This is a genomic window from Streptococcus sp. Marseille-Q3604 (assembly GCF_916619785.1).
Classification (GTDB): domain Bacteria; phylum Bacillota; class Bacilli; order Lactobacillales; family Streptococcaceae; genus Streptococcus.
The window spans coordinates 557,303-573,240 of the sequence record NZ_CAKAKM010000002.1 but is presented as its reverse complement, the minus strand read 5'-3'; the positions used below and the strand labels follow the sequence as shown (position 1 = coordinate 573,240).

The 15,938-nt window shown below is 36.6% G+C and carries 15 protein-coding genes and 1 other annotated feature; of the genes, 3 read left to right on the top strand and 12 right to left on the bottom strand.

The features are described from left to right. Positions 1-110 precede the first annotated feature (110 nt). From LG375_RS07215 to yfmF, 10 genes are all read right to left on the bottom strand, one after another. Positions 111-1,820: a hypothetical protein gene (locus LG375_RS07215; protein ID WP_225745554.1), complete on the bottom strand. Its 1,710-nt coding sequence runs from the start codon at positions 1,818-1,820 to the stop codon at positions 111-113. A 129-nt stretch (positions 1,821-1,949) separates the two neighbouring features. Then, positions 1,950-2,648 carry a transglycosylase SLT domain-containing protein gene (locus LG375_RS07210; RefSeq protein WP_225745553.1) on the bottom strand — a complete coding sequence of 233 codons (699 nt, stop codon included), beginning with the start codon at positions 2,646-2,648 and terminating at the stop codon, positions 1,950-1,952. Between the two features lie 183 nt (positions 2,649-2,831). After that, on the bottom strand, positions 2,832-3,413 hold the full coding sequence (locus tag LG375_RS07205) for a LysM peptidoglycan-binding domain-containing protein (protein ID WP_145517036.1): 582 nt from the start codon (positions 3,411-3,413) through the stop codon (positions 2,832-2,834). Positions 3,414-3,713: 300 nt separating this feature from the next. Beyond that, the gene (locus tag LG375_RS07200) at positions 3,714-4,508 is read right to left on the bottom strand and encodes an energy-coupling factor transporter transmembrane component T family protein (protein WP_225745552.1); all 795 of its coding nucleotides are present in this window, start codon (positions 4,506-4,508) and stop codon (positions 3,714-3,716) included. After that, positions 4,501-5,343 carry an energy-coupling factor transporter ATPase gene (locus LG375_RS07195; protein ID WP_225745551.1) on the bottom strand — a complete coding sequence of 281 codons (843 nt, stop codon included), beginning with the start codon at positions 5,341-5,343 and terminating at the stop codon, positions 4,501-4,503. Before LG375_RS07195 ends, LG375_RS07200 begins: the two co-directional genes overlap by 8 nt. After that, complete coding sequence (locus LG375_RS07190; protein ID WP_002892176.1) at positions 5,319-6,149, bottom strand: energy-coupling factor ABC transporter ATP-binding protein; 831 nt, start codon at positions 6,147-6,149, stop codon at positions 5,319-5,321. The genes LG375_RS07195 and LG375_RS07190 overlap by 25 nt, the downstream gene beginning before the upstream one ends. A 12-nt stretch (positions 6,150-6,161) precedes the next feature. Then, positions 6,162-6,704 carry a CDP-diacylglycerol--glycerol-3-phosphate 3-phosphatidyltransferase gene (gene pgsA, locus LG375_RS07185; protein ID WP_049545986.1) on the bottom strand — a complete coding sequence of 181 codons (543 nt, stop codon included), beginning with the start codon at positions 6,702-6,704 and terminating at the stop codon, positions 6,162-6,164. Between the two features lie 12 nt (positions 6,705-6,716). After that, entirely contained in the window at positions 6,717-7,574 is an 858-nt protein-coding gene (locus LG375_RS07180; RefSeq protein WP_073686050.1) for a helix-turn-helix domain-containing protein, read from the bottom strand. A 58-nt stretch (positions 7,575-7,632) separates the two neighbouring features. After that, complete coding sequence (gene yfmH / locus LG375_RS07175) at positions 7,633-8,910, bottom strand: EF-P 5-aminopentanol modification-associated protein YfmH (protein WP_073686051.1); 1,278 nt, start codon at positions 8,908-8,910, stop codon at positions 7,633-7,635. A gap of 1 nt (position 8,911) precedes the next feature. Then, positions 8,912-10,162 (bottom strand): EF-P 5-aminopentanol modification-associated protein YfmF, encoded by a 1,251-nt coding sequence (gene yfmF / locus LG375_RS07170; protein ID WP_225745550.1) that lies wholly within the window; start codon positions 10,160-10,162, stop codon positions 8,912-8,914. Between the two features lie 77 nt (positions 10,163-10,239). Between yfmF and yaaA the strand changes: the two genes are divergently transcribed. After that, positions 10,240-10,617, top strand: coding sequence for a S4 domain-containing protein YaaA (gene yaaA, locus LG375_RS07165; protein ID WP_037599372.1), 378 nt, complete (start codon positions 10,240-10,242; stop codon positions 10,615-10,617). A 2-nt stretch (positions 10,618-10,619) separates the two neighbouring features. Then, positions 10,620-11,720 (top strand): DNA replication/repair protein RecF, encoded by a 1,101-nt coding sequence (gene recF / locus LG375_RS07160; RefSeq protein ID WP_073686053.1) that lies wholly within the window; start codon positions 10,620-10,622, stop codon positions 11,718-11,720. Between the two features lie 178 nt (positions 11,721-11,898). Here the strand turns inward: recF and guaB are convergent, their stop codons facing one another. Both guaB and trpS read right to left on the bottom strand, forming a co-directional pair. Then, a complete protein-coding gene (guaB, locus tag LG375_RS07155; RefSeq protein WP_021144763.1) occupies positions 11,899-13,380 on the bottom strand; it encodes an IMP dehydrogenase in 1,482 nt (493 codons plus the stop codon). 178 nt (positions 13,381-13,558) lie between these two features. Then, the gene (trpS, locus tag LG375_RS07150; RefSeq protein WP_037599375.1) at positions 13,559-14,581 is read right to left on the bottom strand and encodes a tryptophan--tRNA ligase; all 1,023 of its coding nucleotides are present in this window, start codon (positions 14,579-14,581) and stop codon (positions 13,559-13,561) included. 46 nt (positions 14,582-14,627) lie between these two features. Further along, positions 14,628-14,867 (bottom strand) — a binding site (T-box leader). A gap of 144 nt (positions 14,868-15,011) precedes the next feature. Between trpS and LG375_RS07145 the strand changes: the two genes are divergently transcribed. Then, entirely contained in the window at positions 15,012-15,884 is an 873-nt protein-coding gene (locus LG375_RS07145) for a YitT family protein (protein ID WP_225745549.1), read from the top strand. Positions 15,885-15,938 lie beyond the last annotated feature (54 nt).

Here is a 15,938-nt window from a genome sequence, read left to right as displayed (position 1 = left end):
GACTTGAAGGGTCTAGTTATTCAAATATCGATTTGAAGGTCGATTTTGAAGCGTAAAAGCACGCAAGCCTAATTATATCATGATTAAGGAATAATGCAAAAAGGTTACCACTAGGCAACCTTTTTTATACTTATTTTTGTGTAAAGCCACTGTAAACCTATTACTCCCAGAACTATTATTGGAATCACTAACGCTACAAATAGCCATCCTGGCTCCTGATAACTTAACACAAGTTTATTCTGTCCTTTTTGTGATGAAACGGTCGGTGTACCAATCGTTGACAAACTATAGTCATCCTTGTCTAGTTCTTTACCATTTAGTGTCAAGATGGAATCTTTATAAACAACTATCGGTAGATTCAGTTCCTCCCCTTCAGCAGCTGGCCAAGTTAATACAAGATAACCATCTTCTACTAGCTTTTCTGCCTTCTGATTCGTAACGATATTTTTATAATAAAGATCGTAAGTATTCTGCTCACCTATTTTCCCATAAATCGGTACGTAATCTGGTGTGGGTTTGACAACTAAATTTAAAAACTGTGACAAGTCACTGTCATTCATGGTAAGACTTATCGTCTGGTAATCTCCTTCAACGTAAGTATGTTTAACAATGGAAATAAGTTCACCATCTTGTGCCGCAGTTTTTACACGATCGGTAGTATCCATCATATTCTGAATAAGACCAACGCCCGCAAAGGCAAAGAGTAAAACAGCAATACTTTTTCGCCAGTTTACAAATCGCGTGACCGTTAACCCTGTAATTGCTAAAAGTAAAATAGTCGCAGGAACAAAAAATCTAAATGGAAATTGAATCAATTCAGCAAATGTATTTCCATTTTCTACTAGATACTGCCATGGAAAAAGACCTGTCGATAAGAAGAAAAAGATAAAATAAATAAAATGCAGTATTTTTTTCCATTTAGCAAATTTCTTCCAATTCAAAACAGCGTAAATAAACTGTAAAATGAGTAACACCATTAAGGAAATTGGGGTATATAGCCAGTATCTTGCCGTTCCATCTATCCCATTCTTACCTATTTCTCTATTTATAAATGGATCTAAAAGGTGATTAGTCCCTCTCAAATATAGGAGTACTAACCAGATATTGACAGTCAGTAAGAGGAACAGAATGACTGCTATAACGACTTGCACGAAGGTTTCCTTTTTCTTAGCGATAGGAGCCTTTACAAAAGTGTAAAGATAAAAAGGAAGATACATCATCACTAGCATCAAAGCACTAAGTACGTGAATTTGAAAAATCAATGCCATTGATAAGGCCAGTCTAATTGGTTCTACTTTTTGATAAAAGACATAGTGAATCGCTGGAATAAAACAAAAAGGTAGTAAAGCTGCTCCCCAACTAGAGAACCCCTGACGCATCGTCCAGTATTGGATAGAGAATGTTGTCGCATAAAGTAAACCTAGTGACAAGGCAATTGTTGTCTTAACTTTACACTGCTTGAGCAAGGCATACATTGAGGACTCAGCCAGTATATGAAGTAATACCCTTGACACAATCTGATAACGAAACCAAGTGCCACTTATTAAAATAAGCCCTCCTTGTAAATAAGCAAAAAAAGGACCGTAAAGAGCATTGACAATGCGGCCTGACTGTTGAAATCCATATAAAGATAAAAAGTAAGAAAGGTTACCATTTTTTAGTTGCATAGCAGCTTCATAGAATCTGTTATAGTGAAAGATGGAATCTGAACCTAAAATGACTTTTTTTGTAAATAGTTGTGGCGTAACCAATAACACAGCAAAAGCTATAATAATAAGAGAAACCCACAACTTTTCTCTTGATTTAAAAATTTGTTTCATTGCTATACCTTTCATTCCTATTATAACAAAAAGGCCATACCCTACCTAATAATAACAAAAAGCTCTATAAAACATATTACCCACATCCAAATTAAAAAGCTGAGAGTATGCTCCCAACTTCTATTAATATTAGTAATTCCAAGCTGACAAACCTTGTGCGTTATAGGCATTCAAGGCTGATTGAATTTGATCCTCAACCGTTGCAGTAGAGCCCCATCCAGGCATTGTCTGAAAAAGACCTGATGCACCTGAACCATTTGCTGCAGTATGGTCACCATTTGACTCACGCGCAATAATTGACTCCCAAGTGGACTGAGGAACACCAGTAGCAGCTGCCATCTGTGCCGCTGCATAAGAACCAACTTCTCCTGCAGTGTTACCATTTGAGAGAACAACTGACCCACTACCACTTGCAGCAACCGAAGGAGCTGTCCCAGTATTTTGAGTCGACGTAGTATCAGTACTCGTTGTAGCAGTGCTTGTAGTAGCAGTATCTGACTGAGACTTTTCAGCTGCTTCTACCGCTTCTCCTGTTGTTTCTGACTGAGGCTTACTTTCTTCAACCTTTTCTTTATTAGCCTTATTATCTTTACTTGAGCTAATTTCTGTTGATTTTACTAAATCTGCTGTCGATTCTGATGTTGTTGATGCTGTTGAAGGCGCTGGAGTAACAGAATCTGAAAATGCATTAACCAACCCTTTATTAATTAGTGTAGACAGTGATACTGCCAAAATGACAATAAAACTTGTTACAATTGCTACTGGTACCGCCAATGATTTCTTCGCTACAAATTTAATACGGCGTCCCTTATAACTTTTTTTTAACATAAATCCCTCCTAGTTAATTCTAGTTACATTCATCATAACCTAGTAATATTACTGCCGATTATTTGTATTATGTCTAATGTTACAATGATTTATCAATTTAATAAAAAAATGCCAAAAATCTGGCATTTTTCCCTTATTTGTATGAGGTTTTACTAGTTTTCCTCATAAGTCAGTAATAATGATTTAGTACCAACCATTAGCATTCCAGAAAGCAAGAGCTGCAGTCCATGAACCATAACGGCTTGCTACATAATTATCTGCTACTTTCTCTTGATTTTCAGGAGACAAGTCTCCATTCAAATATGATGATGCTAATTGATAACGTCCATAATATTGCCCATTTTGAGCTGTATAGCTACCGCTTGACTCACGTTGTGCAATTTCTTCTTTAGCAGCTGCCTCTGAAGAAGAAAGATTTGTATTGGTTGCTTGAGTATCTTCACTTTGTGTAGACTCTGTTGATTGTGTTGATTCAGCAGTTGCTTCTGTTGCTTCTGTTGTAACTGAAGGTTCTGTAGTTTCTTCAGTAGTTTCATTAATTGTTAAGTTTTGACCAATAGAAATCTTATTGGCATCTTGAATACCGTTTTTTGAAACGATTTCATCTACAGTCGTACCATTCTTCTTAGCAATAGCTGAAAGGGTATCGCCTTTTTGAACTGTGTAAGTTTCTGCATTAGCTAAGGCTGTTGCTCCAAGTGTTGCTACTGTAACAAGTCCAAAAAGACCTAATTTTTTAGTGTTAGATGTATTCTTTTTTTGCATGATGATGCTCCTTTATCTATTTATAGTCCAATTCATATTAGTCAAAGATATTAAGTTATTTTATTGTTTATGACTAATAGGTAAATCAACGGGCTTATTCTATATAGGGATTTTTCAATCCAGATTAAGCTGAAGAACTATAACCATGTATCTATGATACCTTGGAAATATAACATCCCCTTGTTAGGGATATTAAAAATATTACAAGTAGGTTGGGATTAGACGAAAAAAGAACACCTACGTAGGCGTCCATCTAAAACTTCTAGGTCTTAAGACCTAGTTTTTATTTATCTCAACAAATTAACTCTTAAGATAAAAAAGCATTAATCCTAAAGCTAAAATAGCAATAATTGATAAGGTATCTCGACCATTCCATGAAAGTCGACGATATTTTGTTCGCCCTTCACCACCTTGATAGCCTCGTGCCTCCATAGCAATCGCCAGAGCATCTGCTCGTTTAAAGCTTGATGCAAACAAAGGTATTAAAATAGGTATTATTGAGCGTACCTTTTGAATAATATTTCCTTCACCAAAGTCAACACCACGCGCCTTTTGAGCATTCATAATACGAGTTGTATCATCCATCAAAGTTGGTACAAAACGTAGACTCAAAGATAGCATTAAACCAATTTCATGTGCTGGCACTTTGAAAACAGTAAGAGGTTTCAAAAGTGATTCAACTGCATCAGATAAACTTAAAGGTGTTGTCGTTAGAGTAAGTAGGGTGGAAAAACTAATAATGAGGATAAATCTAAGGAATATCATCCAACCTTGATTTAAACCGACTTCTGTAATCTTAAAAAAGCCGATAGACCAAAGTACACTCCCTTTTGTATTGAAGAAAACTTGAAATAGGGTAGAAAATAAAATAATCCAAATCATCGGTTTAATTCCACCTAAAAAGAAACCAAGTTTTATTTTAGACAAGAAAACCAAGAAAAGTGTAAATAAAGTTATTACAGCATAAGTTAAGGGATTATTAGCCCAAAAGATAATAACAATATAAATCAGCATGGCTAATAATTTACTTCTAGGGTCTAATCGGTGTATAAAAGAGTTCCCAACAATATAACGTCCAATAATTAACTTATCCATGCGACACCACCTCTACGAATTCCTCGATTGTAATAGGGAGAGTTTCAAATCGATAACCTTTTTCTTGTAACTGTAGTGCAAACTCTGTGATTTTAGGAACACCTAATTGCTTTTCTTTAAGAAAAGTAACCTTTTGAAAAACATCTTTAGGAGCTCCCGTCAACACTAGTTGCCCTTTTTCCATAACATTCACAGCTGTTGCATAATCGGCAACATCATCCATCAAGTGAGTAACTAAAACAATCGTCATTCCAGAAAGATGTAACTCCTTAAAGAGAGACATCAATTCCTTCCGTCCCTGTGGGTCTAGACCGGCAGTCGGTTCATCCAGCACTAGAATATCTGGTTGCATAGCTAGAATCCCTGCAATGGCAACACGTCGCATTTGCCCTCCTGATAAATCAAAAGGATTCTGTCCATGAAATTCTTCCGGGAGTCCAACTAATTTTAGACTTTTAATAGCACGTTGTTCTGCTTCTTCCTTAGAAACTCCGAAATTTTGAGGTCCAAAGGCAACATCCTCTAAAACAGTCTCTGCAAATAACTGACTTTCTGGAAATTGAAAAACTAAACCTACTTTCTTACGAATTGGTTTTATGTCCTTGTTCTTTGATTGACTGGTTATGATAGTATCATCAACTTGAACCTGACCACTAGTTGGTATATAGAGGCCATTCAAGAGCTGCATAATAGTAGATTTACCACTTCCTGTATGTCCAATAAAGGCTGTATATGAACCATCTTTTATCGTCGTTGTCAATTCAAAAAGGGCACGCCCCTCAAAAGGAGTACCCGCTTGATAGATATAACTTACATTTTCGAGAGAGATTCCCATAATTGTTCTACCAATTCCTTTTCTGTCAGATAGTCTTCACACTCTATCAGACCTTTATTTCTTAGCTTTTGAGTTAATAATGCACTAAAAGGGATATCCAAACCTAAGTCAACCAACTCTGTGCCTCTACTAAATAGTTCACGAGGACTTGAGACAGACTCCACTTTACCTTTTTTCAAAACCAAAACACGGTCACTCAAAGCGACCTCATCGAGATCATGAGTAATTGATAAAACAGTCATTCCGTATTCTTTACGAATAGCTTTAATAGATTGAATCAATTCCTGGCGACCTTCTGGGTCCAGCATGCTAGTTGCCTCATCCAAAATCAAAATTGATGGTCTCATAGCTACAATACCTGCGATAGCCACACGTTGTTTTTGACCTCCAGATAATCTAGCTGGCTCTCTATCCTTAAATTCTGACATTCCTACAAATTCCAGAGCCTCTTGAACCCTTGAAGCCATTTCTTCATAGGGAACGCCTTTATTTTCAAGACCAAAAGCAACATCGTCTTCAACAGTTGCCCCAACAAATTGATTATCTGGATTTTGAAAGACCATGCCAATCTTATCACGAATATCCCAGACATTCTCTTCTGTTAATTCTTGACCATCAACGATAATCTGCCCAGACTCTGCCACTAATAGTCCATCAATAAGACGTGCTGTCGTGGATTTTCCAGAACCATTATGCCCTACAATGGATAGCCACTCCCCACGTTTCACGTGAAACGATACATCATCAAGAATATAGGATGGTTGATCTTGATGATATTTAAACTTTAAATTTTTTATTTCAATCATTTGTTTATCGTACTACTTGAAAGTATCCTTAAATAAGAAACCTGCACCTTTGAAATAATCATAGCCTGAGTAAATTGTAAAGAACAAAGCGATATAAAGCATAATTGTTCCAATAAAATGCAAATGACACAATAATAGAATGATAGATAACATCTGAGTCACTGTCTTAATCTTACCAGGCATAGCTGCAGCGAGAACTGTACCACCGTTTTCCACTAATAAAAGACGAAGACCTGTGACTGCAAGCTCACGACAGATAATAACTGAAACCACCCAGGCTGGCGCTTGATCAATACCGACTAACATAATAAATGCTGACATCACTAGCATCTTATCTGCCAATGGATCTGCAAATTTCCCGAAATTAGTAACAACATGCCATTTTCGTGCCAAATAGCCATCTAAATAATCTGTAATACTGGCAATAGCAAAGACAACCGCCGCAGCAATATGCATGATATTACTTGACGCAAGTGATGTCATCAATAAAAAGATAGGAATCAAAATAATTCTAGCAAGTGTCAATAAGTTAGGTAAATTTTCTTTTTTAAACATTTCTTCTCGATTCTATTGGATTCTTAATGTTAGGTAGCTAGGTGTATTTTTATCTAATTGCGATAAATCAAGTGACTCCCCATTTACCTTTAGAGTTACTTTTGAAGATTGAGCAATAATAATTTGAGTTGGTTTCATTTTATCAGAAAAATCTAAAGAGTATTTTGAATTTTTCGTTTTTGAAAGGAGGTAACTCTCTGAAGTATCTGAGTTATCTACTGAAAACCATGTGTCATCACTATCTTTTGATAACTCCACATCTAAAACTACTGAAGAATTTACATTGGAGAAATCAACCATTAGTTGATTTCCTTGAGTTGTCGTTGTTACATTTGCCCCTGAAACGGTAACCTCAGAAATGCTTCGTGACGATTTAGCCTTACTAGCCGTTGATAGATGATTAACTGTAGAGATAGTATTCGGTTTTATCACCTGAGGTTGATTAGAAAGATGTCTAATAATAATATAACCTACTGAACAAATGATAAGTAACGAAACCGCACTAAGAATTAGTAAAGGTAGATAGTTAGACTTTCTTTTTTCTTCACGTTTATGCTTTAAAAAGCGTGACATAGGAGCTTTGGTAGCTAAGCTTTCTTCCTTACGTTCAACTGTTTTCTTTTCTTTTTTTAGTTTTTGCTCGTTCTGTCTTTGCTCCTCAAACAGACGCTTTCCATCTAAACCAACCGAAGTGGCATACTTTTCAAGCGCTTCTTGCTGAATGTCCTCTGGCAAAGCTTTAAGTTGATCCATTTCCATAGCCAGAAGAAACTGAGCTTCGACTCCAGAAATTTTTTCTACATCATATAAACTTAATTCTTTCTTTATACGTGCTGCACGTAATTGCTCACCTAGAGAGTGTAACTTCATTTTTCCCCTTTCTAATATTCTTCTTTGTTTTCGTGTCTCTATTATAGCAAATAATCACTTATTTAGGGAAGACAACAAAATCGGTAATCTCTATATTTGAGAGATAGTGATTCAAAAAATCCTTCAAATCCTTGGAAGTAATGCTCATCAGTTCCTGACCAAAATCAAAGTATGTTTTATCATTCTCAAAATAAGCTAAATACTGACTTCCTAAATTCTGGATATTGTCTAGACTACGTAAAAATTCACCATACAAAGCTTTCTTTTGCAAATCCAATGCCTCATCCGTCAACAGTCTTTTTTTATCTGCCGACGTCATCACTTGACGAATTAAGCTTGACATACGGATAGGTTCTGCAGTGTCCATAGTCATAATGACAAATGAATATCGATTAGATACCTCGTATTCAATTGACACAGACTCGTCTATTTTTCCTTCAGCATACCAATTTTGATAATAAGGAGACGTCCAGCCAAACAGTAAATTAAACATTAACTGTACCAGTATGTTTTCTCTCATACGATTATCAGTAAAAGGAACACTCTTAAAACCAATGGCTAGCTTTGAGATGAAAATCTCCATTTGAAGACTATCTAATTTTTGGATATCTGACTCAATAGGGTTCTTTTCTTTTTCAACCATTCTCTCAGGCAGTGTAAACTCACTTTGTTTTTCCTTGACAAAAGTGTAAATATCTTCAACATCAAAATCACCTACCAAGACGAGATGACAGTTTGCTGGTCTGTAAAAGCAGTCAAAGTTATCTTTCAAATCCTTTACAGTAATTTTTTCAATGCTATCAACACTTCCAGCAATGTCTTTCCCTAATATAGTATTGGGATACAAACTTTGTAAACAACCCAGATATACTCTATAATCAGGATCATCCTCATACATATTTATTTCTTGTTCAATAATTCTTTTTTCATGGTTGACAGCATCTTCGGAACTTGTAAACTTTGAAGTAAACTTTAATAAAACTTCTAAAGACTTCTCAAAGTGGTCAAGGGTAGAGAAATAATATGTTGTCTTATCCAAGGTTGTAAAAGCATTGACATCAGCTCCAAGCTTGACAAAATCCAATGTCACATCCCTTCCCTGCTCATCCTCAAATAGCTTGTGTTCCAGAAAATGAGCAATACCTTCAGGGTAAGATTGTAACTCACCATCAATATAAAAGTGATTATCTAGCGCCCCAAAATTCGTTGACAGAAAGGCGGCTTTTTCTAAAAATCCTTTTTTCTTAATAATTGATAAAGACATACCATTATCTAAAATTGCTGAATAAACTTCTTCATCAATTTTTTGATAATAACGTTTCTTCAAAGCAGCCATTCTAAGACACTCCTTCTAAAAAGAACAAACTCTGTAGCTTAACTTGACGCGCTACACGGCAAACATCTTTTTTAGCAACCTTCTCAATCTCATCTAACCAATTCTCTAATGAAAGACTTTTATCACCAAAAATCACCTTATTAAAACGTTGTTCCACCAATGTTAAGGCATGATCTTCAGAGAGTAGGGCATTCATTCGTATGATTTTTTTGGTTTGATTCAGGAGAGAACTTGAAAAACGTCCTAATTTAATGTAATTCAATTCTCTACTAATTCCTCGCATAGCCTGATTTCTATTAGATTTTTCAATTCCAGCGTAAACTTCTAGTAAACCTGTAAAGACATCAAATTGACTACTAATTGAATAAGCCAATCCTTCCTTTTCTCGAAGCGTTGTAAATAAAGCAGAGTGGGCAAATTCACCAAACATGGCATTGAATACAATTAAAGCAAAGTAATCTTTATCTCCATATTGACATGAAAATTGGTACCCTAATTGTAAAATAGATTGACTACTCTGTCTAGGTTCTATCTTTTCTTTCACCACATTGACATAAGGTTGACTATAGCTAAACTGTAAATCAACTTGACGTCCCTCCAAAGGAAAACGATGTAAACCTTGGAGTACTTGATAATCATCAAATTCTCCAACCATAAAGATATCAATACGATCTCTTGTCAACATACTTTGAAATTCTTGATAAGCTGTAAACGAAGTCTCGGCTTCAACAAGTTCTGCTTGACCATATTTGGGAACTTTCAAGCCCTCATTTACAAAATAAAGCTCTCTTCCCTTAACTTCACTGTAATAGTAATTATTCTCTGTGTCAACATCAAGGTAGGTCTTTAAATTTTGTTTCTCTATATCAAATACTCTATTTTGGTATCGAGCTACTCTTGACAGTGGCTTGTAAAGACACTCTTTCAAAAATCCTAGAACTTCCCAAAATAATCCATTATTCGTAGGGATAAAGGCATCCTTCAGGTATGTCAACTCTATGTCAACACTATGTGTCAACCCTTTAGTTAACACTCTAGTTGACAACTGTGTCCCATAAAGAGAAGCTAATCTCTCTTTAAAAGACTGTACTGTTGGATACGTCTGATTGGCTGTAGCCAACATTTGTGAAACCAGAGCTCGTTTAGCAATTGTTTGTTTATTCAAAGAACCTGTCATTCGAAAAACAATACGATTAGTTTTATATTTTTGTGTTGGAATGAAGTGTACATAGACACCATCAGCAATTTTCATTGATAACCTCTAAAAAGTTTATGCTTCCAATTATACCATTTTTATGCTATCTTATCTCAAGAGAAAGTTGAGGTACTATGGAATATAAATTATTTGATGAATACATCACACTGCAGGCACTTTTAAAAGAATTAAGTATCATTCATAGTGGAGGAGCTATTAAAGGTTTTTTAGCTAACAATACCGTTTTATTCAATGGTGAAGATGAAAAACGTCGTGGAAAAAAACTTCGTTATGGAGATGTTATTACCATTCCGTCTGAGAAACTTGAAATAACGATTGTAGCTCCTACAACAAATGAAATTGAAGAGCATCAAAAAGAAGTCGCTGAAAAAGCACGTGTTGCTGCCATTGTAAAAAAAATGAATCAGGATAATAAAAAGAAACAAAAGGCACATCCGTCAAAAGAAGGCAATAAAACTAAACGAAAACCCGTTCGTTTCCCAGGAACCTAACTATGTGGCTCGAAAATATTGATATTCAACACTTTAGAAATTATACTGAAGCCTCTGTGAGCTTCTCACCTCATCTCAATATTTTTCTTGGTCGCAATGCTCAAGGAAAAACAAATATTCTTGAGGCCATCTATTTTCTAGCATTGACACGTAGTCATCGGACCCGTTCAGATAAGGAACTGATTCAATTTCAGCAAAATACTCTCAAACTGAACGGCATCGTGCATCGTCATAGTGGAAAGCTACCTCTGGAAATCAGTTTATCTAATAAAGGCCGCATAACAAAGGTCAACCACCTCAAACAAGCTAAATTATCCGATTATATCGGTCACATGACAGTGGTACTCTTTGCTCCTGAGGATTTACAACTTGTAAAGGGATCTCCAAGCCTAAGACGTAAATTTATAGATATTGATTTAGGACAGATTAAGCCTGTTTACCTTTCAGACCTATCAAGTTATAATCATGTACTCAAGCAACGTAATGCCTATCTCAAATCTACCGACAATGTAGACATTAATTTTCTCTCCGTGTTAGATGAACAGCTTTCCGATTTTGGAGCACGCGTTATCGAACATAGACTAGAATTTATCAAGCAATTAGAGGAAGAGGCAGATAGACATCATAGTAATCTCTCAAATCAGATAGAACGCCTTAAAATCTCCTACGAATCTAATATCCCATTCGGGAATAACAAAGTTATTCGTGAATCATTTTTAACCACGTTAAAGCAAAATCGCAAAAGGGATATCTTCAAAAAGAACACTGGTGTTGGTCCACATAGGGATGATTTGACATTTTACATTAATGACATGAAGGCATCTTTCGGCAGTCAGGGGCAACAACGTAGTCTCATTCTTTCTTTAAAAATGGCTGAGATTGCTCTGATAAAAAAAGTAACAGGTGAATTTCCAATTCTTCTCCTCGATGATGTCATGAGTGAGCTTGACAATCACCGTCAACTCAAACTGTTAGAAAGTATTGACGAAGAGGTTCAAACCTTCATGACGACAACTTCACTTGATCATCTGAGTAACCTACCACCCGATTTAAAGACCTTCTTAGTCAAGAATGGTATTATTTGTGAAAAACAAGTCGATTAAGCGACTTGTTTTTCTGTTTTCTGTGATTTACATATATGACAAGTGATGTTAAAAAAGTGTAAATAAAAACTCACCCAAACCCTTTGTTAACATTTCTTTTTGTAAACGTATTGTAAACCTACTATAAAAACCAATGTAAAGAAAAAGTACTTACCTGAAGTAAGTACTTTTATGTTTTTTAATGAGCTGAGTAGTTAGGTGCCTCGTTTGTAATTTGAACATCGTGAGGGTGACTTTCAATAAGTCCTGCACCTGACATTTCAACAAACTGAGCTTTGTCATGTAAAGCCTGGATATCTTCTGCACCTGTATAACCCATACCTGCACGAATACCGCCAATCAATTGGAACACGATATCAGCAGCAGAACCTTTATAAGCTACACGGCCTTCAATTCCTTCTGGAACAAGTTTATTCGCTTCATTAACTGCACCTTGGAAGTAACGATCGCTTGATCCCTTCTTCATCGCTGCAATTGAACCCATACCACGGTAAGATTTGTATTTACGACCTTGGAAAATCTCAGTTTCACCTGGTGCTTCATCAGTACCAGCAAACATAGAACCAAGCATTACAGCATTACCACCTGCTGCAAGAGCTTTTACAATATCACCTGAGTATTTGATACCGCCATCAGCAATGATTGTTTTTCCGTATTCACGCGCAACACTAGCTGCATCGTAAATAGCAGTGACCTGAGGAACACCTACACCCGCAACCACACGTGTTGTACAAATAGAACCTGGTCCGATACCTACTTTAACAACATCGACACCTGCTTCATAAAGTGCACGCGCACCTTCAGCTGTTGCGATATTTCCTGCAATCAAAGTACGGTCTGGGAAGTGGGCACGAATTTCAGCAATTTTACGAAGAACACCTGCTGAATGACCATGTGCAGTATCAATGACAATAGCATCTGCGCCTGCTTCAAAAAGAGCTTCTGCACGTTCAAAGGTATCAGAAGTAACACCTACAGCACCTGCTACCAAAAGACGACCGAACTCATCCTTAGCTGCATTAGGAAACTCGATAACTTTTTCGATATCCTTAATAGTAATAAGTCCTGACAAACGACCTTCTTCATCAACTAGAGGTAGCTTTTCAATACGATGCTCATGAAGAATACTTTCAGCCGTTTCAAGATCTGTCTCAACTGGAGCAGTGACCAATTTCTCAGAAGTCATGTGTTCTGAAATTGGAGTATCGTAATTAGAGATAAAACGCATATCACGGTTTGTGATAATACCAACCAATTTACGATTTTCAAGTGTCTCAACAATCGGAACCCCTGAGATACGGTAACGTTGCATCAACTCTTCAGCTTCAGCAACTTTATTTTCAGGCGTTAGGAAGAATGGATCAATGATGACACCATTTTCAGAGCGCTTTACTTTTCGAACTTCTTCAGCTTGTTCCGCAATAGACATGTTTTTGTGAATGACACCCAAACCACCTGCACGAGCAATTGAGATAGCCATCTTACTATCTGTGACCGTATCCATGGCTGCAGTGATAATTGGGATATTTAATGTCAAATTTTTAGCCAATTTCGTCTTCAAGTTGACGTTGTTTGGTAGAACATGACTTTCCGCAGGAATAAGCAATACGTCATCAAAAGTGTAACCTTTTTTCAAGAATTTAGTGTCCCAATTTGACATTATAATCGTCCTCTTTTCTCAAAGTTTTGAGGTACAAAAACCCCAGCCTATTTTTTAATTGTTAATATCATATCATGCTAAAATGATTTGTCAACAGATTTCGCATAAGATTCTAAGAAAACCTTTTTCCAAATAAAAATAGGGCTCCAGATTATCTTGAGTCCCTACTTTTTATTTCTTAGAAATACTTAATTCCCATCGCTTCTTTTACTTCCGCCAATGTTTGTCCAGCAACTTCACGCGCTGCTTGACTACCTTTTTCAAGCATACGGAAAACTTCTCCCATATCCTTGGCATATTCTAAACGACGTTCACGAATTGGAGCCAGCTCACGTTCTAAGATTTCTAGAAGATAACGTTTTGTCTTCACATCTCCTAAACCACCTCGTTGATAATGTTCTTTCATTTCAGCAATTGTAGTAGCATCCTCTTCGCGACCAAAGATATCAAGATAATGGAAAACCATATTACCTTCAATTTGGCCTGGATCTTCCACACGAATGTGATTTGGATCCGTATACATGCTCATGACTTTTTTACGAACAGTGTCCTCATCATCTGAAAGGAAGATACCATTACCCAAGGATTTTGACATCTTAGCATTTCCGTCTAGACCTGGAAGGCGTCCTGCAGCTTCATTTTTAGGGTAGATTCCCTCTGGCTCAACCAAAATATCACAATGATAAGTATGATTGAAGCTACGTGCAATTTCACGTGTCTGCTCAATCATTGGCTTTTGGTCATTACCTACAGGAACATAATTTGCTTTAAAGGCCGTGATATCAGCTGCCTGAGAAATTGGATAAACTAGAAAGCCTGTTGGAATAGATTCTCCGAAGCCTTTTTGAGCAATTTCCGTCTTAACTGTCGGGTTACGCTCTAAACGTGCCAATGAAACTAGGTTCATGTAATACATAGTCAACTCAGCCAACTCAGGAATCTGACTTTGAATGAAAATAGTCGACTTCGTTGGATCCAAACCTACAGAGAGATAATCTAAAGCAACATTCCCAATTGATTCTTTGATAATCTCTGACTCTTTGGCGTGATCCGTAAGGGCTTGCTGATCAGCCAAAAAGACAAACATGTTATATTTATCTTCGTTTTGTAAAAGGACACGATTTTTTAAACTACCAACATAGTGTCCTAGATGAAGTTTCCCTGTTGGACGGTCTCCCGTCAAAATAATAGGTTTCGTCATATAATTACCTCTCTAATACAAAAAAAAATCCCCACGCAAAAACATGCGTGAGGGCGTTAATCACTTTTGATACGCGGTACCACCTCAGTTGATAACTCTTTCTGAAGCTATCATCTCAAACCTTCTCAACAAAGAAGTTGCACGATAAGGGGTGCCAAACCTAACGTTTATGTGTTCACGTTAACCGTCAATTCTCTTCAGCCCATTCATTCCACCTTCATACTGGTTTTCAGCAACCACCAGCTCTCTATAAAAAAGGAAAGAATTACTCTTCTGATGACTATTATTCTACATTGTTTTATCTATTCTTGTCAAGATTATGTTTCTAGTTTCACGTGAAACACAACCTTAGATACAACCAAAATAGTCAATACTTGACGGAAACTTAAAAAGACTTGATAATAAGAATATCATTTCTAGGAGATAATATATGAAACGTCGAATAATAGATATACTTTTAGTTACAATCGGTTCTTTTATTGCTGCGGTTGGCTATAACTCACTTTTAGTTAAGAATAATATTGCCTCGGGTGGTGTCGGAGGGCTAGCCATTAGTTTAAATGCCCTTTTTGGTTGGAACAATGCTAACTTCGTCTTAGCAACCACCATCCCTTTGTTAATTTTATGTTGGTGCTTTCTTGGTCGCGAAGTTCTCCTAAAAACCTTCTATGGGTCTCTTATCTTCCCAACTTTTATTAAATTAACCGAGGGCTTACCTACACTCACCAAACAACCTTTGTTGGCTGCTATTTTTGGTGGGATTGTATTAGGGTTAGGACTAGGAATAGTCTTTTATGGAAATTCCTCAACTGGGGGAACTGGAATTATCACACAAATTCTCCACAAGTATACGCCACTCCCACTAGGAATGGTACTACTTATTGTTGATGGAATCATTGTCGCAATCAGTGCTATTGCCTTTCCACCTGATACTGTTATGTACTCCATCCTCTCACTTGGAGTTGTTTCTCTTACAATTGATAAAATGATGGTCGGACTCAATTCATCACGAAATCTTCTAATCATTTCGCAAAATAGTGAACAAATCCTAAAATACATCACTAGAGTGGCTGATCGAGGAGCAACAAAAATCCCAGTTCTGGGGGGACATACCGGACATGCACAAAATATGATTATGACTACCTTGTCAACTCATGAGGTTCCAAAAGTTCAAGAAGAAATCCAAAAAATAGATGAAACTGCCTTTATCGTCATTGTTCCTGCTTCTACAGTTATGGGACGTGGATTTAGCCTCCAAAAAGATTACCAAAAAGTTCCAAATGACTTTATTAATCCCTTATAAAATCGATTGAAATAAAGTCTAATTTCTCGTAAAATAGTAGTTAAGAATAAAAAT